Annotated in this window: 24 protein-coding genes; 15 read left to right on the top strand and 9 right to left on the bottom strand. The window is 53.7% G+C overall.

Going from position 1 to position 23,462, the window contains the following annotated elements; translation table 11 throughout:
- Positions 1-13 precede the first annotated feature (13 nt).
- Positions 14-1,336 carry a murein DD-endopeptidase MepM gene (mepM, locus tag NHG65_RS14935; RefSeq protein ID WP_099064263.1) on the top strand — a complete coding sequence of 441 codons (1,323 nt, stop codon included), beginning with the start codon at positions 14-16 and terminating at the stop codon, positions 1,334-1,336.
- A 149-nt stretch (positions 1,337-1,485) separates the two neighbouring features.
- Positions 1,486-2,454: a lauroyl-Kdo(2)-lipid IV(A) myristoyltransferase gene (lpxM, locus tag NHG65_RS14930; protein ID WP_012145495.1), complete on the top strand. Its 969-nt coding sequence runs from the start codon at positions 1,486-1,488 to the stop codon at positions 2,452-2,454.
- A 66-nt stretch (positions 2,455-2,520) separates the two neighbouring features.
- On the opposite strand, the gene NHG65_RS14925 is transcribed toward lpxM, so the two are convergent.
- The 3 genes from NHG65_RS14925 to NHG65_RS14915 form a co-directional block, all read right to left on the bottom strand.
- On the bottom strand, positions 2,521-3,405 hold the full coding sequence (locus tag NHG65_RS14925) for a leucine-rich repeat domain-containing protein (RefSeq protein WP_207979117.1): 885 nt from the start codon (positions 3,403-3,405) through the stop codon (positions 2,521-2,523).
- A 106-nt stretch (positions 3,406-3,511) separates the two neighbouring features.
- Positions 3,512-4,954, bottom strand: coding sequence for a pyruvate kinase (gene pyk, locus NHG65_RS14920; RefSeq protein WP_085117145.1), 1,443 nt, complete (start codon positions 4,952-4,954; stop codon positions 3,512-3,514).
- A 188-nt stretch (positions 4,955-5,142) separates the two neighbouring features.
- Positions 5,143-6,015, bottom strand: a complete 873-nt coding sequence (locus NHG65_RS14915; protein WP_037419984.1) for a MurR/RpiR family transcriptional regulator — start codon at positions 6,013-6,015, stop codon at positions 5,143-5,145.
- Positions 6,016-6,368: 353 nt separating this feature from the next.
- On the opposite strand from NHG65_RS14915, the gene zwf reads away from it, so the two are divergent.
- From zwf to mdtI, 4 genes are all read left to right on the top strand, one after another.
- A complete protein-coding gene (gene zwf / locus NHG65_RS14910) occupies positions 6,369-7,844 on the top strand; it encodes a glucose-6-phosphate dehydrogenase (RefSeq protein WP_085117144.1) in 1,476 nt (491 codons plus the stop codon).
- A gap of 152 nt (positions 7,845-7,996) precedes the next feature.
- The gene (locus NHG65_RS14905) at positions 7,997-8,638 is read left to right on the top strand and encodes a bifunctional 4-hydroxy-2-oxoglutarate aldolase/2-dehydro-3-deoxy-phosphogluconate aldolase (RefSeq protein ID WP_112348401.1); all 642 of its coding nucleotides are present in this window, start codon (positions 7,997-7,999) and stop codon (positions 8,636-8,638) included.
- 565 nt (positions 8,639-9,203) lie between these two features.
- Positions 9,204-9,572: a multidrug/spermidine efflux SMR transporter subunit MdtJ gene (gene mdtJ / locus NHG65_RS14900; RefSeq protein WP_176979420.1), complete on the top strand. Its 369-nt coding sequence runs from the start codon at positions 9,204-9,206 to the stop codon at positions 9,570-9,572.
- Positions 9,559-9,888: a multidrug/spermidine efflux SMR transporter subunit MdtI gene (mdtI, locus tag NHG65_RS14895; protein ID WP_012145489.1), complete on the top strand. Its 330-nt coding sequence runs from the start codon at positions 9,559-9,561 to the stop codon at positions 9,886-9,888. Before mdtJ ends, mdtI begins: the two co-directional genes overlap by 14 nt.
- 58 nt (positions 9,889-9,946) lie before the next feature.
- On the opposite strand, the gene NHG65_RS14890 is transcribed toward mdtI, so the two are convergent.
- Positions 9,947-10,291, bottom strand: a complete 345-nt coding sequence (locus NHG65_RS14890) for a RidA family protein (RefSeq protein WP_044551823.1) — start codon at positions 10,289-10,291, stop codon at positions 9,947-9,949.
- Positions 10,292-10,424: 133 nt separating this feature from the next.
- On the opposite strand from NHG65_RS14890, the gene yoaA reads away from it, so the two are divergent.
- The 5 genes from yoaA to rnd all read left to right on the top strand — a co-directional run bounded on the left by yoaA (position 10,425) and on the right by rnd (position 16,909).
- Positions 10,425-12,329, top strand: a complete 1,905-nt coding sequence (gene yoaA, locus NHG65_RS14885; RefSeq protein ID WP_085117141.1) for a DNA repair helicase YoaA — start codon at positions 10,425-10,427, stop codon at positions 12,327-12,329.
- Positions 12,330-12,409: 80 nt separating this feature from the next.
- A complete protein-coding gene (gene tsaB / locus NHG65_RS14880; protein ID WP_207979121.1) occupies positions 12,410-13,111 on the top strand; it encodes a tRNA (adenosine(37)-N6)-threonylcarbamoyltransferase complex dimerization subunit type 1 TsaB in 702 nt (233 codons plus the stop codon).
- Between the two features lie 100 nt (positions 13,112-13,211).
- Positions 13,212-13,802: a Slp family lipoprotein gene (locus NHG65_RS14875; RefSeq protein WP_099064259.1), complete on the top strand. Its 591-nt coding sequence runs from the start codon at positions 13,212-13,214 to the stop codon at positions 13,800-13,802.
- Between the two features lie 207 nt (positions 13,803-14,009).
- Positions 14,010-15,698, top strand: a complete 1,689-nt coding sequence (gene fadD, locus NHG65_RS14870) for a long-chain-fatty-acid--CoA ligase FadD (protein ID WP_099064258.1) — start codon at positions 14,010-14,012, stop codon at positions 15,696-15,698.
- A gap of 89 nt (positions 15,699-15,787) precedes the next feature.
- Positions 15,788-16,909 (top strand): ribonuclease D, encoded by a 1,122-nt coding sequence (gene rnd / locus NHG65_RS14865; RefSeq protein WP_499183485.1) that lies wholly within the window; start codon positions 15,788-15,790, stop codon positions 16,907-16,909.
- 237 nt (positions 16,910-17,146) lie between these two features.
- Here the strand turns inward: rnd and minE are convergent, their stop codons facing one another.
- The 3 genes from minE to minC are packed head-to-tail and all read right to left on the bottom strand — an operon-like array spanning position 17,147 to position 18,959.
- The gene (gene minE, locus NHG65_RS14860) at positions 17,147-17,416 is read right to left on the bottom strand and encodes a cell division topological specificity factor MinE (protein WP_012145482.1); all 270 of its coding nucleotides are present in this window, start codon (positions 17,414-17,416) and stop codon (positions 17,147-17,149) included.
- Positions 17,417-17,419: 3 nt separating this feature from the next.
- On the bottom strand, positions 17,420-18,232 hold the full coding sequence (gene minD, locus NHG65_RS14855; RefSeq protein WP_012145481.1) for a septum site-determining protein MinD: 813 nt from the start codon (positions 18,230-18,232) through the stop codon (positions 17,420-17,422).
- 25 nt (positions 18,233-18,257) lie between these two features.
- Positions 18,258-18,959, bottom strand: coding sequence for a septum site-determining protein MinC (minC, locus tag NHG65_RS14850; protein ID WP_099064257.1), 702 nt, complete (start codon positions 18,957-18,959; stop codon positions 18,258-18,260).
- 136 nt (positions 18,960-19,095) lie between these two features.
- Here minC and NHG65_RS14845 point away from each other — a divergent pair, with 136 nt between their 5' ends.
- The 3 genes from NHG65_RS14845 to NHG65_RS14835 all read left to right on the top strand — a co-directional run bounded on the left by NHG65_RS14845 (position 19,096) and on the right by NHG65_RS14835 (position 21,212).
- Positions 19,096-19,368, top strand: coding sequence for a YcgL domain-containing protein (locus tag NHG65_RS14845; RefSeq protein ID WP_219016428.1), 273 nt, complete (start codon positions 19,096-19,098; stop codon positions 19,366-19,368).
- Between the two features lie 126 nt (positions 19,369-19,494).
- Positions 19,495-20,472: a lytic murein transglycosylase gene (locus NHG65_RS14840; protein ID WP_499183484.1), complete on the top strand. Its 978-nt coding sequence runs from the start codon at positions 19,495-19,497 to the stop codon at positions 20,470-20,472.
- Positions 20,473-20,555: 83 nt separating this feature from the next.
- Positions 20,556-21,212: a fumarylacetoacetate hydrolase family protein gene (locus tag NHG65_RS14835; RefSeq protein ID WP_012145477.1), complete on the top strand. Its 657-nt coding sequence runs from the start codon at positions 20,556-20,558 to the stop codon at positions 21,210-21,212.
- 73 nt (positions 21,213-21,285) lie between these two features.
- Here NHG65_RS14835 and NHG65_RS14830 read toward each other — a convergent pair whose 3' ends face one another.
- Positions 21,286-21,534: a CsbD family protein gene (locus NHG65_RS14830; RefSeq protein ID WP_012145476.1), complete on the bottom strand. Its 249-nt coding sequence runs from the start codon at positions 21,532-21,534 to the stop codon at positions 21,286-21,288.
- Positions 21,535-21,943: 409 nt separating this feature from the next.
- On the opposite strand from NHG65_RS14830, the gene ycgN reads away from it, so the two are divergent.
- Positions 21,944-22,390 (top strand): cysteine cluster protein YcgN, encoded by a 447-nt coding sequence (gene ycgN / locus NHG65_RS14825; protein WP_207979123.1) that lies wholly within the window; start codon positions 21,944-21,946, stop codon positions 22,388-22,390.
- Between the two features lie 507 nt (positions 22,391-22,897).
- On the opposite strand, the gene dsbB is transcribed toward ycgN, so the two are convergent.
- Positions 22,898-23,428 carry a disulfide bond formation protein DsbB gene (gene dsbB, locus NHG65_RS14820; RefSeq protein WP_085117123.1) on the bottom strand — a complete coding sequence of 177 codons (531 nt, stop codon included), beginning with the start codon at positions 23,426-23,428 and terminating at the stop codon, positions 22,898-22,900.
- Between the last annotated feature and the right edge of the window lie 34 nt (positions 23,429-23,462).

Here is a 23,462-nt window from a genome sequence, read left to right as displayed (position 1 = left end):
AGGATAAAATCGAGTGCAGCAGATAGTCAAAACTATCGCTCTGGCGTATAACAACCTGCCACGGCCCCATCGCGTCATGCTGGGGTCGCTGACAGTGGTTACATTGGCCGTTGCCGTCTGGCGGCCTTTTGTTTATCACCCAGAACATAACCCCATCGTTAAGAGTATTGAATTAGAATCCAGTCAGTTACGGTCCTTGCTGCCCGAAGCCAGTGAGCCGATCGATCTCGACCAAGCCACCCCCGATGATGACATCCCACAGGATGAGCTGGACCAGAAGGTCGCCGGTGAGGATGGAGTGCATGAATATGTGGTTTCCACTGGCGATACCCTGGGCAGTATCCTGACCCAATATGGTATCGATATGTCGGACGTCACGCTGCTGGCATCGCAAAACCGCGATCTGCGTAATCTGAAAATCGGCCAGCAGCTGTCATGGACAGTGAATGATGCCGGCGATCTGCAGCGTTTGACCTGGGAAGTCTCCCGGCGTGAGACCCGCACCTACGATCGTACTGGCAACAACTTCAAAGAAACCCAGGAATCTCAGCAGGGCGAATGGCGCAACAACGTGATCAGCGGCCGTTTGAACGGCAGCTTTGTCAGCAGCGCCAGCAGTGCCGGCCTGAGCCGAGCAGAAATCAATTCGGTGATCAAAGCGCTGCAGTGGCAGTTGGATTTCCGCAAACTGCGCAAGGGCGATCAATTCTCGGTATTAATGTCCCGCGAACACTTTGACGGCAAGAGTGCTCAGAGCCAGTTACTGGGTGTGCGCATGCGTACCGGCGGCAAGGACTACTATGCTATCCGTGCCGAGGACGGTAAATTCTACGATCGTCAGGGTTCCGGTCTGGCGAAAGGCTTTATGCGTTTCCCAACCATGAAGCAGTTCCGCATTTCTTCCAACTTCAACCCGCGTCGGGTTAATCCGGTCACCGGGCGCATTGCTCCGCACAAAGGTGTCGATTTTGCGATGCCGGTTGGTACCCCGGTGCTGGCCGTGGGTGACGGTGAAGTGTTAATCGCCAAGCGTAGCGGCGCTGCCGGTAACTACGTAGCGATCCGTCATGGTCGCCAATACACCACGCGTTATATGCACTTGAAAAAGCTGTTGGTCAAGCCAGGGCAGAAGGTGAAACGTGGTGACCGTATCGCGTTGTCCGGCAACACCGGCCGCTCAACCGGCCCGCATCTGCACTTTGAAATGTGGACCAACCAACAGGCGGTGAACCCGTTGACGGCGAAACTGCCACGCTCTGAAGGGCTGAGCGGTAAAGATCGCAGTGATTATCTGGCGCAGGTGAAGGAAGTCACTCCGCAACTGCAGTTGGATTAATCCCTTTGTTCGGGCGCGTTACTGCGCCAGTGATTCCATCGGCCTGATTTCGGGCCGATGTTGTTTTATATTGGTGCTTCGCCGTGGTTAATTGCAAAATCGACCTTTGCAATTATGATTAGCCGAACCGCTAAGTTAAGAGCTTGTGCATGCAAAACGAAAAAAAATCGAACTCAGAGTTCATTCCACAATTTCAAAAAGCCTTTTACCACCCACGCTACTGGGGCGTTTGGCTGGGAACCGGGCTGATGGCCGGCATTTCATTGGTGCCTGCTCGCCTGCGCGATCCGGTGCTTGGTGCGGTTGGCAAGCTGGCCGGCAAAGTGGCCAAAGGTGCCCGACGCCGCGCGCGTATCAACCTGCTGTACTGCCTGCCGGAAGTGCCGGAAAACGAGCGTGAGCACATCATTGATGAGATGTTCGCCACCGCGCCGCAATCGATGATCCTGATGGCCGAACTGGCCTGCACCAAACCGGAGAAAGTGCTCAAGCGGGTTCGCTGGCATGGTGAAGAGGTGCTGGATAAAATCCGTGAAGAAGGCCGTAACGTGATTTTCCTGGTGCCGCATGGTTGGGCGGTGGATGTTCCGGCGATGCTGATGGCGGCTCGCGGTCAGCCGATGGCGGCGATGTTCCACAACCAGAGCAATCCGTTAGTCGATTATCTGTGGAATACGGTGCGCCGTAAATTTGGTGGCCGGATGCATGCGCGCAATGACGGCATCAAACCGTTTATCAGTTCGGTGCGTCAGGGTTACTGGGGTTATTATCTGCCCGACCAGGATCACGGTGCTGAACACAGTGAATTCGTCGATTTCTTCGCCACCTATAAGGCGACGCTGCCGGCGGTTGGACGCCTGATGAAAGTTTGCCGCGCGGCCATTGTGCCATTGTTCCCGGTGTATGATGGCAAGACCAGCATGCTGGATGTTTATATTCGCCCGCCGATGGATGATTTGGCTACGGCCGATGACCACACTATTGCGCGTCGGATGAATGAAGAGGTGGAGAATCTGGTGGGGCCGAACCCGGAGCAGTACACCTGGATCCTTAAGCTGTTGAAAACGCGTAAAGAAGGTGAGATAGAACCTTATTCGCGTGATGATTTATACCGCTAAGCGAGGTTTTGCTTGGGGTTAAGGGCCAGTCATCTCAGGGTGTCTGGCCTTTTGTTTTAGCTGCGCTTAGATATGTACCATGCAACCTTGAGCCATCAGCGGCTCCAGTACGGCGGGTATCTGGGCAAAGTTGTTCCAACGCAGGTCCAACCGTCGCAGGTTCGTCAATGCCGTCATGCTGTCCGGTAGGTTGCTCAGGTGGTTAGCGCGCAGGTCAAGCGTGCTCAGGGCCGTTAGCTGGCCAAAATCCTCCGGTAACTGCTGTAGCTGATTAGTTCGCAGGTTGAGGTGAGTCAGGCTGGGCAAGTGGCAAAATGCAGCCGGTAGCCGGTTGATGGCATTGTTTTCCAGATCCAGCACGGCCAGCTCAGCCAACAGGGCAATTTCATCGGGTAGCGTGGTCAGGCGGTTTTTCATCAGGTGCAGTTCCCGCAGTGCGGTCAACTGCCCGACAGTGGTTGGCAAACTGACAAGTTGATTATTGTACAACCGCAATTCTTGCAGGGCACCGAGTTGAACAATGGCCGCTGGCAGTTCACTGAGCTGATTATCCGTCACGTTCAGATAGCGCAGCTTGTGTAACCGGCCCAGCTCGACAGGCAGGTCACAAAAGGCGTTGTCGCTCAGATAAAGATAGGTCAGCTCACGCAGTTCGCCGATGCTTGCCGGTACGCTGCTGGCCTTATTGTGGCCGCAATCCAGCATTGCCAGCCCTCGCAGTTGGCCTATTTCGACCGGAAGTTCACTAAGCTGGTTGCAGGAGATATTCAATACCTGCAGATCGGTATGCTGCAGGATTTGCATCGGGAACTGGCGAAGTCGATTGTCGTACAGACTGATTTTCAGCAGCGAGTTACCCCGCAGGCTTCCCTCTGCCAAATTCTCCAGCCCCAGGCCGTCGAGATCCAGCGCTTGTTCAGTGTGGTTTTGCTGTGGGTGTTGATGAAGCATCGATGGCTCTCCATTTGCCGTAGTGGCGACTGGAAATGAGTTTAACAGGGGGGAAGGGCGGAGCGGGAAAAAATGCCGGCCGAGGTACGGCCGGCAGCAGTCTGGGTTACTCGACGCGCAGGATACGGCTGGTGTTGGTGGTCCCTACGGTTTCCATCACGTCGCCCTGGGTGACGATCACCAGATCGCCGGATACCAGGAAGCCTTTGTCGCGCAAGCGGTTAACCGCGTCATTGGCCGCGATGACGCCGTCTTCGTGGCTGTCGAAGTACACCGGCGTAACGCCACGGTACAGCGCGGTCAGGTTCAGCGTGTGCTCATGACGTGACATGGCGAAGATAGGCAGGCCGGAGCTGATACGTGACATCATCAGCGCTGTGCGGCCGGACTCGGTCATGGCGATCAGGGCAGTCACGCCTTTCAGATGGTTAGCCGCGTACATTGAAGACATGGCGATAGCTTCTTCAATGTTGTCGAACTGCACGTCCAGACGGTGTTTGGAGACGTTGATGCTTGGGATCTTCTCAGCGCCCAGACAAACGCGTGCCATCGCCGCCACGGTTTCTGCCGGGTATTGGCCTGCCGCAGTTTCAGCAGACAGCATCACGGCGTCAGTCCCATCCAGCACGGCGTTCGCCACGTCCATAACTTCGGCGCGGGTCGGCATTGGGTTAGTGATCATCGACTCCATCATCTGGGTCGCGGTAATCACGGCGCGGTTCAGCGTACGGGCGCGACGGATCAGTTTTTTCTGGATGCCGACCAGCTCCGGATCGCCGATTTCGACGCCCAAATCGCCACGGGCTACCATCACTACGTCGGAGGCCAGGATGATGTCATCCATCGCTTCGTCGCTGCAGACGGCTTCGGCACGTTCCACCTTGGACACGATCTTGGCGTTACAGCCTGCATCGCGGGCCAGACGGCGGGCGTAGTTCAGGTCTTCGCCGGTACGCGGGAAGGAAACTGCCAGGTAGTCAACGCCGATTTTTGCCGCAGTGACAATATCGGCCTTGTCTTTCTCGGTCAGGGCTTCAGCGGACAGGCCGCCACCCAGCTTGTTGATGCCTTTGTTGTTGGACAGCGGGCCGCCAACGGTCACTTCGGTAAACACTTTCATGCCCTGAACTTCGAGCACCTTCAGCTGTACGCGGCCGTCATCCAGCAGCAGTACGTCGCCTGGCACCACGTCGGCAGGCAGGCCTTTATAGTCGATACCGACTTTTTCTTTATCGCCTTCGCCCTTGGACATATTGGCATCAAGCAGGAATTTATCACCGATGTTAAGGAAGATTTTGCCTTCCTTAAAGGTGGAAACACGAATTTTCGGCCCTTGCAGGTCACCCAGAATAGCGACGTGACGTCCCAACTTGGCAGCAATTTCGCGCACTTTGTCAGCGCGGATCTGGTGGTCTTCTGCGGTGCCGTGGGAAAAGTTAAGCCGAACTACGTTAGCGCCGGCGGCAATGATCTTTTCCAGATTATTGTCGCGGTCAGTAGCCGGACCCAAGGTGGTAACAATTTTGGTTCTTCTGAGCCGTCTGGACATGTATTACTCCGTTGACTGGTGAAGCAAATTATTGGTGTTGCGATAACGTCGGATAACGAAACCAGGAGTGAAATGTAATTTTACTACACTGATGTTTCACTCGGGTTACCCGCATGAGCGTTTTAACAGGGTACTGCCTCTAATGCCGCCGTTCAGACTGTTTTGAACGACAGTTTTTTTCACATCGGTTACGAGTCGAAATTGTTGGGGATGACTACCCCCTTATCAAAGCGCGATTCTTTCAACGCTTCCTTGACCCGCTTCAAGTTATCTCTGAATTTGGCCCCTCTGCGCAAGGTAAATCCGGTGGCCAGAACGTCGATGAGCGTTAATTGCGCAATTCGTGACACCATCGGCATATAAACGTCGGTATCTTCCGGAACATCGAGCAACAATGCCAGGGTTGCTTCGTGCGCCAGAGGGGTGTCGCGTGAGGTGATGGCAATGACCGTGGCGTCATTTTCACGCGCCAGCTGTGCCATCTCCACCAGGTTTTTGGTACGGCCGGTGTGAGAGATTAACACCACCACATCTCCCTCGCTGGAGTTCATGCATCCCATGCGTTGCATGACGATGTCATCGAAATAGACCACCGGAATATTGAAGCGGAAAAATTTGTTCATGGCGTCGTGAGCGACGGCCGCCGAGGCGCCTAAACCGAAGAAAGAGATTTTTTTTGCCTGGGTGAGCAGGTCAACCGCACGATTGATTGCTGCAATATCCAAATTTGCCTTTACTGTATCCAGACTGGCCATTACAGATTCGAAAATTTTACCGGTATAGGAAGCAACGCTGTCATCTTCCTCCACGTTACGGTTTACGTACGGGGTGCCATTGGCCAGGCTTTGGGCAAGATGCAGTTTGAAATCGGGAAAACCCTTGGTATCGAGACGGCGACAAAAGCGGTTGACGGTGGGTTCGCTAACGTCCGCCATGCGGGCCAGCGTCGCGATACTGGAGTGAATGGCGGTCTGCGGGGAGGCCAGGATCACCTCAGCGACTTTCCGTTCAGATTTGCTCAATAGCTCCAGATGGCTCTGGATTTTTTCCAGCGTATTCATATAACGAGAGTCCACTCATAGGGTATGTCGATTTCAATCAAAGGAGAAATCAATGCCGGTTTAGTGAAAATATACTACGTGCTGGTAACCGTTGGCAGTGTCGACAGAGGGTATGCAGAGTTTTTTCATCAGAACATGACCTGTGTCTAACTTTCATAATGGTAAAAGGGCGTCAAAAAAGACAGAAAATTACAGTTTTTAGTTTGGTCAGCGGTATTTACCACCGACAGCGCTTAACACTGCAATTTCTGGGGCTTTTTTTCTGCTTTTGATCCGGGTTTACTGGCCGTAGTTAAAGAGAGTACATTAGTAATGTAAGAAAATTACAAATATCCTGCAACGAGGAGATGAACATGGCGGTAACCTCTACAGCCCAGGCGTGTGACCTGGTTATTTTCGGCGCGAAAGGCGATTTGGCGCGTCGTAAGCTGTTGCCTTCCCTGTACCAGTTAGAGAAAGCCGGTCATATCCACCCGGATACCCGTATTATCGGCGTCGGTCGTGCCGAGTGGGATAAAGAAGCCTACACCAAGGTGGTCAAGGAAGCGCTTGGCACCTTTATGAAAGAAAAACTGGATGACGAACTTTGGGCCACGCTGAGTGCGCGCCTGGATTTCTGCAACCTGGATGTGAACGACAGCAAGAACTTTGCCAAACTGGGCAAAATGCTGGACCAGAAACATCGCACCACCATTAACTACTTTGCCATGCCGCCAAGCACCTTCGGCGCGATCTGCAAAGGCTTGGGTGAAGCCAAGCTGAACCACGATCCGGCGCGCGTAGTGATGGAAAAACCGCTCGGTACCGATCTGGCGTCTTCCCGCGTGATTAACGATCAGGTTGCGGAATACTTCAACGAGACCCAGGTTTACCGTATTGACCATTATCTCGGTAAAGAGACGGTGTTGAACCTGTTGGCGCTGCGTTTTGCCAACTCACTGTTCGCCTCCAACTGGGACAACCGCACCATCGACTCCGTGCAGATCACCGTGGCGGAAGAGGTGGGGATTGAAGGGCGCTGGGGCTACTTTGACCAGGCCGGCCAGATGCGCGACATGATCCAGAACCACCTGCTGCAAATTCTGACCATGATCGCCATGTCACCACCGGCGGACTTGAGCACTGACCGCATTCGTGATGAGAAAGTGAAGGTTCTGCGCTCACTGCGTCGCATCAATCAGACCAATGTGCGTGAAACCACGGTGCGTGGCCAGTACACCGCCGGCTTCGTACAGGGCAAAAAGGTACCGGGCTACCTGGAAGAGGAAGGGGCGAACAAAAGCAGCAATACCGAAACCTTCGTCTCCATCCGTGTCGATATCGACAACTGGCAGTGGGCCGGCGTGCCGTTCTACCTGCGTACCGGTAAGCGTCTGCCGACCAAATGTTCTGAAGTGGTGGTCTACTTCAAGAACCCGCCGTTGAACCTGTTCAGCGATTCTTACCAGCAGTTGCCGCAGAACAAATTGACCATTCGTCTGCAACCGGATGAAGGCATCGAGATCCAGGTGTTGAACAAGGTCCCGGGGCTGGATCACAAGCACCGCCTGCAAACCACCAAGCTGGATCTGAGTTTCTCAGAGACCTTCAACCAGGAGCACGTGGCTGATGCCTACGAGCGCCTGTTGCTGGAGACCATGCGTGGCATCCAGGCGCTGTTTGTGCGCCGGGATGAAGTGGAAGAAGCCTGGAAGTGGGTGGACTCCATCATGGACGCGTGGAAAGCGGATAACGAAGCGCCGAAGCCGTATCAGTCCGGCACCTGGGGCCCGGTTGCCTCGGTGGCGATGATCACCCGCGATGGCCGTTCCTGGAACGAGTTCGAATAATGACCCGGCCGGCAGATTATCTGCCGGCATTTTTTTGCCTGCAGTGCCGGGGCACCACATCACTTGGGGTACGGCCGGACGCCCGCGTTTAGATGCGGAGCCCTGTGGCAGGGGCGTGCCATTGATAACCCGTAAGTAATGGAGAAGTAACGATGAAAAACTGGAAAACCAGCGCAGAACAGATCCTGACCGCAGGCCCGGTAGTTCCGGTGATTGTAATTAACAAGCTGGAACATGCGGTGCCGTTGGCCAGGGCGCTGGTAGCCGGTGGCGTGCGCGTATTGGAAGTCACCTTGCGCACCGCCTGTGCCATAGACGCGATCCGCGCTATCGCCACTGAGGTGCCGGAGGCGATTATCGGTGCCGGTACGGTGCTTAACCCGCAGCAGTTGCAGGCGGTGACCGAAGCCGGTGCGCAATTCGCCATCAGCCCAGGCCTGACAGAGTCGCTGCTGAAAGCGGCTACCGCCGGTACCATTCCATTGATTCCGGGCATCAGCACCGTTTCAGAGCTGATGCTGGGCATGGATCATGGCCTGCGGGAGTTCAAGTTCTTCCCGGCGGAAGCCAACGGCGGTGTGAAGGCACTACAGGCGATCGGCGGCCCATTCCCGCAGGTGCGTTTCTGCCCGACCGGCGGTATTACGCCGAACAATTACCGTGATTACCTGGCGCTGAAAAGCGTGCTGTGTATCGGTGGATCCTGGTTGGTGCCAGCCGATGCGCTGGAAAATGGTGACTACGCCCGCATCACTGAACTGGCGCGAACCGCAGTTAACGGCGCCACGGCGTAACCCGCGCCGGGCCTGGGATCGCCGATTATTGGGTCGGTCCAACTTAAACGAAGGCTCAACGACTTGTTGGGTCTTTTTTTATTTTTAAATTAGTTAACTTTCTTATTTTTAAACTGTTTTTTTATCGTTTTTGCGAAAACAGCGGTTTGCTTTATAATTATTGCTATGGTACAACTATCTCAGTTAAAAATTTTACTTGATGAGGATATTGGGCAAATCGCACTCCGTGTAACAAGATTATGTGCGGCTGAGAATAGAGAATACTTATGATGACAACTAATGGAATTACCCTCAGAACCTCTACTTGCCAGCTTTTCCTGTCTGCCATCCTTGCCAGTGAGCATCACTGGTGCAGCGAGCTATAGCGTCTTTCTCCCTTAACCGGTGCTGGTGACAGGCTCAGTCCTCCGTCATTCCGCGTAGCCGGGCAAACATTTTTATTACGTTTGGGTCAGTTTATCCCCAGGGATCTCTGCGTCGTCAGCGCCTCGTTGCGCCTGTCTGACGAGATAAATCGGGATAAATATGCCTTAGCGTGCGTTATTCGCCGTTTGGGAGAGAAATCATGATTTATTGGATCTTTTTAGGTTTGGCCATTGTGACCGAAATTATCGGTACCCTGTCAATGAAATACGCCAGCGTCAGCGGCGGCATGACCGGCCATATTGTGATGTATGTGATGATCACCGCGTCGTATGTGATGCTGTCGTTGGCAGTTAAACGCGTTGCTCTGGGGGTCGCTTATGCCCTGTGGGAAGGTATCGGTATCCTGTTTATTACCCTGTTCAGCGTGATGTGGTTTGATGAGCCGATCTCGGCGTTGAAAGTGTTGGGTCTGGTCACCCTGATTGCCGGTATCATGCTGGTCAAATCCGGTACCCGCAAGCCACGCAAACAGGCCACTCCGCGAGGTGACAACCATGCAACAGCTTGAGTTGTACCACATCGCGTTTCTGGGGCTGGCGATCGTGCTGGAGATTATTGCCAACATTTTCCTGAAAATGTCGGACGGCTTCCGCAAGGTTTGGTTGGGTCTGTTGTCTTTGTTGTCGGTGCTGGGGGCATTCAGTGCGCTGGCGCAGGCAGTGAAGGGGATTGATCTGTCGGTTGCCTATGCATTGTGGGGCGGTTTCGGTATTGCCGCGACCATCGCAGCCGGCTGGATCCTGTTCGGTCAACGGCTGAATGCCAAAGGCTGGATCGGTCTGGTGCTGTTACTGGCGGGAATGGTGATCATCAAACTGGCTTAATCAGCAGCCGGTGACACCCAATAAAACCGCAGGCGTTATCGTCTGCGGTTTTTTTACTTTACAGCGCGGCAATAATTTTGATTTCAACCTTGTACTTCGGGTTCATCAGTTTGGCTTGGACAGTGCAACGTACTGGGGCGCTACCGGCAACCACCCAGGCATCCCAGGCCGCATTCATTGCAGCAAAGTCGGCACCGTCGGCCAGAAAAATAGTGGCGTCCAGCACCCGGCTTTTATCGGAGCCCACACGGGCCAGGATCACATCAATCGCCGCCAGCGCGTTAGCGGTCTGCGCAGTGGCGTCATCATCCAGATTTTCCGGCACGCTGGTGTAATAAACCGTGTCGTTGTGAACCACGGCTTCTGACCAACGCTGGTCCGGATCAATTCGTTCGATATTCATTCAGTTATCTCCATATCATCATCACCTTAAGGGTATCACAGCCCCCGGTAGAAATGCTTGATGATAAAGTCGGTGGTAGCCGCGCGGCAGGATTGGCATAATCAACGCTGAATTACACCGGCAGAGAGATAGCGTGACAGACGATTTCGCAACAGACGGCGCCCTGGCGCAGGCAATCAAGGGTTTCAAACCGCGTGAAGCACAGCGGCAGATGGCAGAGGCGGTTACCGAAGCCATTAACTTCAAGCAGGAGTTGGTGGTCGAAGCGGGCACCGGCACCGGTAAAACCTTCGCCTACCTGGCACCGGCACTGCGGGCCGATCGCAAAGTGATTATCTCCACCGGTTCAAAAGCGCTGCAGGATCAGCTTTATGCACGCGATCTGCCCACCGTCGCCAAAGCGCTGAAGTACAAAGGCAAGATGGCGTTGTTGAAGGGGCGATCCAACTATCTGTGTCTGGAACGTCTTGAACAGCAGTCGATGGCCGGTGGTGAGCTGGCAGGACAGGCGCTGATCGATCTGGTCCATCTGCGCAAATGGTCATCAATGACCAAAGAGGGTGACATCAGTAGCTGCAGCGACGTGGCGGAAGACAGCTTCGTCTGGCCGCTGGTGACCAGCACCAACGATAACTGTCTGGGCAGCGACTGTCCTCTGTATAAAGATTGCTTTGTGGTCAAGGCGCGTCGCCGGGCCATGGATGCCGACGTGGTGGTGGTAAACCACCATTTGTTCCTGGCAGACATGGTGGTGAAAGAGGGCGGCTTTGCCGAACTGATCCCCGAGGCCGATGTGATGATCTTCGATGAAGCGCATCAGATCCCGGATATCGCCAGCCAGTATTTCGGCAAACAACTGACCAGCCGCCAACTGCTGGATCTGGCCAAAGACATTTCCATTGCCTACCGTACCGAAGTGCGTGACGCGGCTCAGTTACAAAAAAGCGCTGACCGCCTCAGCCAAAGCACGCAGGACTTCCGCCTGATGCTGGGGGAGCCGGGGTTTCGCGGCAACCTGCGTGAGGTATTAAGCCAACCCAATGTGCAACGTGCCTTACTGCTGCTCGATGACGCGTTGGAGCTGTGCTACGACGTGGTCAAACTGTCTCTGGGCCGTTCGGCTCTGCTGGACGCCGCCTTCGAGCGTGCCACGCTGTATCGCGCGCGTCTCAAACGTTTGAAAGAAGTCAATGAACCGGGCTTTAGCTACTGGTATGAGTGCAACTCACGCCATTTTGTCCTGGCGCTGACACCTCTGACGGTAGCCGATCGTTTCCGTGAACTGTTGGACGAGAAACCGGGCAGTTGGATCTTCACCTCGGCAACCCTGTCGGTTAATGAACAAATGGGGCACTTTACCGAGCGCCTTGGCCTGAACAAGGCGAAAACCTTGCTGCTGGCCAGCCCGTTCGACTACGCCAAACAGGCATTGCTGTGTGTACCGCGCTTTTTGCCGTCACCGAATCAGCCGGGTGGTGCTCGGCAACTGGCGCGTATGCTGCGCCCGCTGATTGAGGCCAATAACGGCCGCTGTTTCTTCCTTTGTACCTCACACCAGATGATGCGCGAACTGGCGGAAGAGTTCCGTGCGACCATGACCTTGCCGGTCCTGCTGCAGGGGGAAACCAGTAAGGGCCAACTGTTGGCGCAGTTCGTTGAGTCCGGTAACGCGTTGCTGGTGGCGACCAGCAGCTTCTGGGAAGGGGTGGACGTGCGCGGCGATGCTTTGTCGTGCGTGATCATCGACAAACTGCCGTTTACCTCGCCTGAAGATCCGCTGTTGAAAGCGAGGATTGAAGATTGTCGGTTACGCGGTGGCGATCCGTTTAACGACGTGCAACTGCCGGATGCGGTCATCACCCTGAAACAGGGCGTTGGGCGTCTGATCCGCGATACCGACGATCGCGGCGTACTGGTGATCTGCGATAACCGCTTGGTGATGCGGCCGTATGGCGAAGTGTTCCTCAACAGCCTGCCGCCGACGCCACGCACCCGTGATATCGCCCAGGCGATTGCCTTCTTGCAGGCAGAGCGCTAGCGGATAGGCGTGACCTCAGGGCTGTGCTACAATGCGCGCCCTGTATGAAAAACCCTGTTTTTTTCCCGCCTGAGGTTGGCATGTCCACGCGAATTTTAGCGATCGATACAGCGACGGAAGCCTGTTCCGTTGCTATCTGGAATCAAGGCGAAATCCACGCCCTGTTTGAACTGTGCCCACGTGAGCATACGCAACGCATTTTACCGATGGTGCAGCAAGTGCTGGCGGAATCCGGTATCACCCTTAATCAGCTCGATGCTCTGGCCTTCGGCCGTGGGCCCGGCAGCTTTACCGGCGTGCGCATTGGTATTGGTATCGCGCAGGGCCTGGCGCTGGGTGCCGGCTTGCCGTTGCTGGGTATCTCTACGTTGCAGACTATGGCGCAAGGCGCCTGGCGCGTCACCGGGGCTGATCGGGTGCTGGCGGCGATAGATGCGCGCATGGGTGAGGTTTACTGGGGCCAGTTTGAGCGTCAGCAAGACGGACATTGGCTGGAAAGCGAAGGCGAAGCGGTACTTTCGCCACCGCAAGCGTTGGAACGAGCGCAAGGCCTGCAAGGGCATTGGGCGCATGTGGGTACCGGTTGGCAAACCTACCCGGATCTGGTCAGCGGTTCCTCGTTAAGCCTGGGTGATGGTCAAATGCTGCTGCCGCAGGCGGAAGATATGCTGCCGTTGGCGTTGCATGCCTGGCAACAGGGGTTGGCGGTCGCGGTTGAAAATGCCGAACCAACCTACCTGCGTAATGAGGTCACCTGGAAAAAATTGCCGGGGCGTGAATAGCGCAACCTATTGTGCTTTGGTAGCAATCGGGATATGAATGAACTGCAACTTGCTCTGTGAATTGATGTCAAAGTTACAGCTATTTCAGGAGATTGCGACGATGTTAACCCGCACTGTAAATAAAAAAATGTCGCTGCTGGCCATTGCCGGTGGCGCGCTGGTGCTGTCGGGCTGCGTAACCGTACCCGACGCCATTAAAGGCAGCACGGAAACACCGGTGCAGCAGTTATCCTCGGTGCAGAATGCACCGAACCTGTTTGTTGGGGCCGAGGCCCGCTTTGGCGGTACCGTGGTGAATGTTGCCAATGAGCAGGGGCGCACGGTGTTGGAAATCGCCGCTGTGCCGCTCGACTCCGGTGCCCGGCCTATTTTGGGCGAACCGTCGCGGGGGCGTTTATTAGCCTCGGTTAATGGTTTCCTGGAGCCGGTGGATTTCAAAGGTCAGTTGGTTACCGTGGTCGGACCGATCACCGGCGTGAGAGACGGCAAGATTGGCATGACGCCGTACAAGTTTGTCACCATGAATGCTACCGGCTATAAACGCTGGCACCTCACCCAACAGGTGATGATGCCGCCGGCCCCGATGGGGCCATGGGGTTGGCGTGGCGGTACCTGGGGCCCAGGTTGGGGCGTGGGTTATGGCTGGTACAATCCAGGCCCGGCACAGGTGCAAACCATCGTTACCGAGTAGTGTTAGTTAGGCATTCACTATTTTATTAGGGCGGCTCCGGCCGCCTTTTTCTTTTGGCGCAGGGAAACGGCGCCAATTAGTGACGTACATCGCAACCTGAATATTGTTTAAAACTCAAACTGGTCTGCTGAGTTAAAATATTGTTATGGTTTGGCTGCATATTTAGGGGCTGCGATGACAATGAATAATGATTTCAGGAGTAATACCTTGGATAAGGTCTGGTTAAAACGTTACCCGGCGGATGTTCCGGCAGAGATCGACGCCGATCGTTATTCATCTTTGGTCGAAATGTTTGAAAATGCGGTTCAGCGTTATGCGGATCAACCGGCTTTCATGAACATGGGCGAAGTGATGACTTACCGCAAGTTGGAAGAGCGCAGTCGGGCTTTTGCCGCTTACCTGCAAAACGAGTTGGGCCTGCAGAAGGGCGATCGTGTTGCGCTGATGATGCCGAATCTGTTGCAGTATCCGATCGCACTGTTTGGCATTTTGCGAGCCGGTATGGTGGTGGTTAACGTTAATCCGCTGTATACGCCGCGAGAGCTGGAGCACCAACTGAACGACAGCGGTGCCAGCGCTATCGTGATTGTCTCCAACTTTGCCCACACGCTGGAAAAAGTGGTGTTCAACACCCAGGTAAAACACGTGATCCTGACGCGCATGGGCGATCAGCTCTCCGCCGCCAAAGGCACCTTGGTTAACTTTGTGGTGAAATATATTAAGCGGTTGGTGCCGAAATACCATCTGCCGGCAGCGATTTCTTTCCGCAGCGCACTGCAGCGCGGACGTCGGCAGCAGTACGTTAAACCCGATATCATCAATTCCGACCTGGCGTTCCTGCAATATACCGGTGGCACCACCGGCGTGGCGAAAGGCGCGATGCTGACGCACCGTAACATGCAGGCCAACGTGGCGCAGGCCAAAGCCGCCTACGAGCCGCTGTTCCGCGATGGTCAGGAGCTGATTGTCACCGCATTGCCGCTCTACCACATCTTTGCATTAACGGTGAACTGCCTGCTGTTTATTGAATTAGGCGGCCGTAATCTGTTGATCACCAACCCGCGTGATATTCCAGGGCTGGTGAAAGAGCTGGGGCGCTATCCGTTCACCGCGATAAGTGGGGTGAATACCTTGTTTAATGCGTTGCTGAATAATGCCGACTTCCATCAACTCGACTTCTCGACGTTGCGTTTCTCGGTCGGTGGCGGTATGTCGGTGCAGAAAGCGGTGGCGGACAAGTGGGAGCAAACCACCGGAAAGCACCTTTTGGAAGGCTATGGACTGACCGAATGCGCACCCTTGGTCACCTGCAACCCGCACGACTTGACGCACTACAGCGGCAGTATCGGTCTGCCGGTTTCATCCACTGACATACGACTGGTGGATGATAACGGCAATGATGTGCCGGTCGGCGAGCCGGGGGAACTGTGGGTTAAAGGACCGCAAGTTATGTTAGGCTACTGGCAGCGGCCGGATGCCACCGATGAAGTAATGAAAGATGGCTGGCTCGCGACCGGCGATATCGTTACAGTGGACGAGATGGGCTTTGTACGCGTCGTTGATCGTAAGAAAGATATGATCCTGGTTTCCGGGTTTAACGTATACCCGAACGAGATCGAAGACGTGGTCAGTCAACATCCGAAAGTGCTGGAATGTGCGGCGATCGGCGTACCGAGTGACGTATCCGGTGAAGCGGTGAAGATCTGCGTGGTGAAGAAAGACGCCTCGCTGACCAAAGAAGAGCTGTTGACCCATTGCCGTCGGCAGCTCACCGGGTATAAAGTGCCTAAAATTGTTGAGTTTCGCGATGAATTGCCGAAGTCTAACGTCGGTAAAATTTTGCGACGAGAACTGCGTGATGAGCAGAAAAAACCTGTGGCGGCCGATGCCGCCTAGGCTATCATCCACGCCTTACAGATCAACAACGCCGGTGAATGCCGGCGTTGTTGTGTTTGAATCATGAAAGCGACCAAGAGAATGACGTTTTGAACTATCAGTTGATCACTACCGATGCCGGATTGCAGCAGGTCTGCGAGCAGGCGAAAAAGCATGCCCAGATTGCGCTGGACACCGAATTTGTCAGAACGCGCACTTACTATCCGCAGTTAGGCCTGATTCAGTTATACGACGGTGAACAACTCTCCCTGATTGACCCCTTACCAATCAAGCAGTGGCAACCGTTTATTGAGCTGCTGAGCAACACACAGATAGTGAAGTTCCTGCACGCCGGCAGTGAGGATCTGGAAGTGTTCCTCAACGCCTTCAAAACCATGCCGACGCCACTGGTCGATACCCAAATCCTGGCGGCCTTTACCGGTCGACCTATGTCCTGTGGCTTTGCCACCCTGGTCGCGGAGTATATGCAGGTGGAGCTGGATAAAAGCGAAGCCCGTACCGACTGGTTGGCGCGTCCATTAACGGAAAAACAGTGTGTCTACGCCGCTGCCGACGTGTTCTATCTGCTGCCAATGGCCAAACGGCTGGTGCAGGAGACGGAAGAGGCCGGTTGGACCGCGGCCGCCAGCAATGAATGCCTGCTGTTGTGCCAACGCCGTAGCGAGACGCTGGCGCCAGAATTGGTCTACCGTGAAATCACCAACGCCTGGCAACTGCGTCCGCGCCAGTTGGGCTGCTTGCAGAAGCTGGCGGAATGGCGACTGCGCCAGGCGCGTGAGCGTGACCTGGCGGTGAACTTTGTGGTGCGTGAAGAGAATCTCTGGCAGGTAGCGCGTCATATGCCGACCTCGCTGGGAGAGTTGGACTCGCTGGGGTTGAGCGGCCCGGAAATCCGTTATCACGGCAAAACGTTGGTGGCGCTGGTGGCAGAAGCCAGTGAGCTGGATGAATCGGCATTGCCGGAGCCGTTACCGAACCTGATCGACCAGCCGGGTTATAAGAAAGTGTTCAAGGAAATCAAAGCGGCGATCGTCATTGTCAGCGAGCAAAGCGGCTTAAGCAGCGAATTGCTGGCCTCGCGTCGGCAGATTAATCAGTTGCTGAATTGGCATTGGAAATTGAAAGCGGGCGACAACTTGCCAGAATTAGTCAGCGGTTGGCGCGGTGATTTATTAGCGACGCCGCTTCAGGATATTTTGAAGGATTATTAATCGGGTTGCGAGAAAGTCGGGGCAGGGTAAGGAAACACTGCTCTGAATATTGATTAAAAATAATTTAAGTAAACACACTTACCGCCAGCATTTACTTTAAACAACCGTGACGCAAGATTAATTGAGATTATTCCCAAAGGGTAAAAATGATTATTGGGTCTTTTTCATCTCAATAACTGGGTATGCATACAGTTACCCCCTGTAGAAAATATACAGGGGGTAATTAATGCGTCACGCTCATTTAGTTACTTCTTCCGATTCCGGTAATGTCACGTTGAGTTCAAGTACCGAAATATCATCCCCTTTCTGCTCAAACTGCACGTGCAGCATTTCAGGGTCGATTTGAATGTATTTGCAAATTACCGCCAGAATATCACGTTTCAAATCAGGCAGATACGGGGGTTCACTGTCCCCCCGACGACGCTCCGCGACGATAATCTGCAGCCGTTCCTTGGCTATATTGGCTGTCTGCTTTTTGCGGGACAGAAAGAAGTCTAGTAATGCCATGGTTTATCCCCCAAAAAGGCGTTTCAGGAAACCCTTCTTCTCTTCTTCAATGAAGCGGAAGGGGCGTTCTTCCCCTAACAAGCGGCTAACGGTATCGTCATAGGCCTTGCCGGCATCGGATTCAGCATCAAGGATCACGGGTTCACCCTGGTTGGAGGCCCGCAGTACGGACTGATCTTCCGGGATAACGCCGACCAGTGGAATGCGCAGAATTTCCAGCACGTCTTCCATACTCAGCATGTCGCCACGGCTAACGCGGCCCGGGTTATAGCGAGTCAGCAGCAGGTGTTCCTTGATCGCCGATTCGCCTCGCTCAGCACGACGGGATTTGGACGACAAAATGCCCAGGATACGGTCAGAGTCACGTACTGAGGAGACTTCAGGGTTGGTGGTGATGATGGCTTCATCAGCGAAGTACAGGGCCATCAGCGCGCCGGTTTCAATACCTGCCGGAGAGTCACAGACCACAAAGTCAAAATTCATCTCACCCAAATCGTTGAGGATCTTTTCAACGCCTTCGCGGGTCAGCGCATCTTTATCGCGCGTTTGCGAAGCAGGCAAGATAAACAGGTTATCGGTACGCTTGTCTTTGATTAACGCTTGATTCAGCGTGGCATCACCCTGAATAACGTTGACGAAATCGTAAACAACCCGGCGTTCACAGCCCATGATCAGGTCAAGATTACGCAGACCGATATCGAAATCGATTACCACGGTTTTCTTACCTTTTTGGGCTAAGCCGGTAGCGATGGCCGCGCTTGAAGTGGTCTTGCCAACGCCCCCTTTACCCGATGTAACAACAATAATGCGTGCCATGAAATGGATTCCTTGTCAAAAGGGCTTAATTTAAAGGTTGTATGGTTAAAGCGTTATCCAACAGGCTGAGTCGTACTGCCTGCCCGACATAGTCGGACGGGATTTGGTCGCTCAACCAGTACTGCCCTGCGATAGAGACTAGCTCAGCACCCAGGTGCGTGCAAAAAATCTGGCACTGGGTATCACCTGAAGCACCGGCCAGCGCACGACCGCGCATCATGCCGTAAACGTGAATATTGCCATCGGCAATTAATTCGGCGCCGGCGCTGACACTGCTGGTCACTATCAGATCGCTGTTGCGGGCATAAATTTGTTGGCCGGAACGGACAGGGGCACTAATGATGCGCGTCTTGGCGGGGGCGTTGGGATCCACCACCGGGGCTGGCGCGGGCGCCGCTTCCGGGGCGGCCATCTTTTGGCCTTTACCTTCGTTCAGCAACGGTAACCCGGCACGGGCTATCGCGCGTTTTTGCCGCTCATCTCTGCAACCGCTGATACCCACAACGCGCAGCCCTGCTGCCGCGACAGCCTGTTGAAGTTCTTTCCAGTTTGCATCGCCGTTCAGCGTTGCAACGTTGATAACAACAGGGGCGTTTTTCAAAAAAGCGGGCGCTTGCTCGACTTTTTCCAGTAACGCCTGACGTATTACCTCGGGTTCCGAATTATACAAATGAACAACCGATAGGGTAAAACTGCTGCCTTTTAGCTCAATTGGCGATTGTGACATCTATCCTGACTCAGTCTCAGCAACTTTAAATCCCCGGAATACCAATCGGGGTGCGATATTCCGAAGTACTATAAGCATGTTATAGTCAGAGTTATATCCAGGCAAGACGCTGCCCCAATTAAATAGAGTTAAAAACATGCTTTGTGTGATCTATAGAAGCCCTAAACGCGATCAAACTTATCTTTATGTCGAAAAAAAAGACGATTTCTCCCGAGTGCCGGAAGATCTGATGAAAAGTTTCGGTTTGCCACAATTGGCGATGGTGCTTTCTCTTGAAGGAAGGGAAAAATTAGCCACGGCAGATATTGAGAAAGTGAAAGAGGCCCTGAAGGACGAAGGGTTTTATCTGCAGGTACCACCGCCGTTGGAAAATTTATTAAACCAGCATCTGTCTGACGACAAAAAATAACCGTCGTTGGCGTGCAGGGGCTACGCTGGATCAGTAACCCCAAACCGACAAAGGAGCTGCGTGATGAGAGGATCAGCGAAGACAACGACAGTGGTTCTGCTGATGCTGAGTGCCGGTCCGCAGGTGATGGCGCAGACTGTTTCACCGGGTGCCACTGCTGCGCCGGTGCAGAGTACGTTGGCTGAAACCGGCCGCGATCCCACGCAGTTCCCGGCCTATGTTGAGCAACTGAAACGTCATGCGTTGGCGCAGGGCATTAGTCCGGCTATCGTCGACAGTGCTTTTGCCAACGTGCATTTTGTTGATCGGGTGATCAAGGCGGACCGCAATCAGCCGGAAAAGAAAATAACGCTGGATGATTACCTTAAACGCGTATTGCCAGCGGCCAAGATCGCACAGGGCCGTTCCCTCTATCGACAATATCAGCCGCAGTTGACGCGTATTACTGCTCGCTACGGTGTTCCAGGGCGCTATGTGGTAGCGCTGTGGGGGATGGAAAGCGCCTTCGGCAAGATCCAGGGCCGCGAAGATGTCATATCTGCGCTTGCTACCCTGGCGTTTGAAGGGCGTCGTGAGGCTTTTTTCAGTCAACAATTGATGGCAGCGCTGCGTATCCTCGAACAAGGGCATGTCAGCCGCGAACAGCTAAAAGGCTCCTGGGCCGGGGCAATGGGCCAGTGCCAGTTTATGCCGACGTCGTTCCTGAGCTACGCGGCGGATGGTGACGGCGATGGCCGTATTGATATTTGGAATAACGTTGACGATGTGTTTGCCTCCGCAGCCCATTATCTGTCGAGTGAAGGCTGGCAACCGGGGGTTGGCTGGGGCAGGGAAGTTAAACTGCCCGCCGGTTTCAGCAGCGAGAGTCTGGGACTGAAAGATCGCCAGGCGCACAGCGTCAATGAATGGCAAAAGCGTGGCATACGTCGTGCGGATGGTTCAGCCTTACCGCATTCTACCCTGCGCAGTTGGGTTATTACGCCGGATGATATGCAGGGGCGTGCGTTCATGGTTTATGACAATTTTCGCACTATCATGCACTGGAATCGCTCTTACTATTTTGCCATCGCTGTGGGTATGATGGCTGACGGTATCGGGCAATAAAATAGGGTCACGGTACCTCCACCAATGCGTGGGATAACGGGCTTAGCATGCTAAGCCCCTACATGATTGTAGGGAGAAGCGGTATGTATCAACATAGAGACTGGCAGGGTTCATTACTTGATTTTCCGGTGAATAAGGTGGTCTGCGTCGGCAGTAACTACGCCGACCATATTAAGGAAATGGGCAGTGCAACCTCGGCAGAGCCGGTCGTATTTATCAAGCCTGAAACGGCGCTGTGCGATATCCGCCAGCCGGTGGCGATCCCAAAAGAGTTCGGGTCGGTTCATCATGAAGTGGAACTGGCGGTGCTGATCGGCACGCCGTTAAAACAAGCGAATGAAGATCGCGTGGCGCGTGCCATCGCCGGATACGGTGTTGCGCTTGATCTGACGCTGCGTGAACTGCAGGCGGGCTTTAAGAAGGCGGGGCAGCCCTGGGAGAAAGCCAAGGGTTTCGACGGATCCTGCCCAATATCCGGTTTTATTCCAGTGGCAGAGTTTGGCGATCCGCAAAATGCCGAGCTGTCCCTGACGGTAAATGACCAGGTACGTCAGCAGGGCAATACTCGCGATATGATCACTCCGATCCTGCCGTTGATCAGCTATATGAGCCGTTTCTTCACGCTGCGTGCAGGCGACATTATTCTTACCGGGACCCCACAAGGTGTTGGCCCGATGAGTTCCGGCGACATGCTGAAAATTACCCTCAATGGTAAATCGTTAACCACCCGCGTGATTTAAAGCCTGGGTTTGACGCATAAAAAAAGGCCCGCAGGGGCCTTTTGTCTTTTTCGGTAGTCATCGGGTAATAGTCTTATTTACGGCCCAACAAGAAACCGAAAACGATCCCGACCGCCGCAGCGATAGCCACGCCGGCAAGCGGGTTGGATTCAACCTGGGTCCGCACCGTATCAGCCGCATCGCGAGCTGCATAGCTGGCCTGAGAGGCATACTTGCGGGCTGCGCCTTTAACCTGGTGATCCGGCGAGTCCGTTGCTTTACCAAAGGCTTCCTCAACGGCGCCGGCAGCTTCATTAACCTTGTCTTCTGCTTTTCCAAACATACTTGGCTCCTTATCTCGGTTCTAAAGGCGAACATTAAACATAGCAGGAATATGCCGTGCCTGGCGGCAAATCGTGCGTTATAAGATGAATCTTACCGGTGAATTGAAGTATCGGTTGGCGATAATCTGGGGATAAAACGAAAAGGTGATAGACCTGTGATTTGTACGTATAATTAAGCGATAAACGCGCTATTTCTCCCCGCAGGAAGCAAAGCACAAGCGGTGGATAGTCACGGCGCGGAATGTTGAATGATGTTGTTTTAAATAGCATTTTTTTTAAGCGATTGTTTTGTTATCGCTATGATTATATTGTGTTTTCAGTCTTTCCATTTGGCTGGGATATCTATATAGTGCACCCTCAAAACCTGTACGCAGGTTATCTATTCATTTACCTATACCGGACGCGAACATGTCACAAACCCCTTTTTGGCAACAAAAAACGCTGGCTGAAATGTCAGAACAAGAGTGGGAATCGCTGTGCGACGGTTGTGGGCAATGCTGTCTGAATAAGCTGATCGACGAAGATACCGACGAGATTTATTTCACCAACGTAGCCTGTGACCAGCTGAATATTAAATCGTGCCAGTGCCGCAACTATGAACGTCGCTTTGAGTTGGAAGAAGATTGTATCAAGTTGACGCGCGAGAACCTCACGACGTTTGACTGGTTGCCCCCGACCTGTGCATATCGCCTGATTGGCGAAGGCAAACCGCTGTTCCCCTGGCACCCGCTGGTTAGCGGCTCCAAGGCGGCGATGCACGGTGAACGTATTACGGTGCGCCACATTGCGGTACGCGAAAGCGAAGTGGTGGACTGGCAGGATCACATCATGAACAAACCAAGCTGGGCGAGATAAAGAAAAAAGCCCCTGCAAAGAAGAGGGGCAAGACACACAACAACACCAGGGAAATCGTTACTATTAACTTGCGGATACTATAAGGATTTTTTGGCATAACTTCATCAAAATATTGATGCAATAATGCATCACTATGATGAGTTTTTTTGTATAAAGCGAGTAGAGGAGGAAATGAGTCTTTCCACTGTATTACGATTTACGGTCGATAAAGTGAGGTTGTACTCCTGCGAATAAGGCTTTTTACCCCTCCAACTTAATGTTATGTAAATTACGCACCAAATCCCATCCGAATGCTTCTTTTTATACAGAAGGTTAGGTAGTTTGACCGCTCTCACGCTAAGTTCCGAGAGTACAATAATGAAAATGATACGTCTGTTTGCCGTGGCTGGGGCGCTGATAGTGCTCGTTTATTACCTTACACACACTTAATGTCGCTATATCTCTGCATAGTATCCGCAATTCAATAAAAAACGGCGCCCTGAGGCGCCGTTTTTTATTCGCTCAGGCTTAACGACCAAACAGGTCACGGCGGCGCGGGCGGACAAATTGTGCGATCAACACGATGATGGCGAACATCAAATAAGCCGTGAAGATACCCACCAACCACTGCGGCATTTCCAGCGTCAGGAATTCCCATTGGCGCACGGAACAGTCACCGGATGCGTGGAACACCGCCGGCAGCCATTTATCCAGCGGCAGCCAGGACGGGAAGCTGACGAAGAAATCGCAGGTATTGAATGGCGAAGGATGCAGTTGGATCATGGTGTGTTTCCATGCCAGCTGCAGGCCTTCCCAGGCGCTGTAAATCCACAGCAGAATCGCGACATAGCGCAGTGGCGTTTTCGGCGCGATGGCACCGAGCAACGAGGCGCCCAGAATGCCAAACAGCGCGCAGCGTTCATAAATGCACATTACACAGGGTTGCAGCAGCATTACGTGCTGAAAGTAGAGAGCAACTAATTCCAGCACCAGCGCAGTCAGGGCCATCAACAGCCAAGCACCGCGCCCCTGCGAGCAGCGGTTAAAGAATTGCAACATATATTTATTCTTCCATGCAGTAAGCAATTGAACT

The organism is Serratia myotis (assembly GCF_027474885.1).
Classification (GTDB): domain Bacteria; phylum Pseudomonadota; class Gammaproteobacteria; order Enterobacterales; family Enterobacteriaceae; genus Serratia; species Serratia proteamaculans.
The sequence above is the reverse complement of the archived record's forward strand: the minus strand, read 5'-3'. Positions and strand labels throughout refer to the sequence as shown.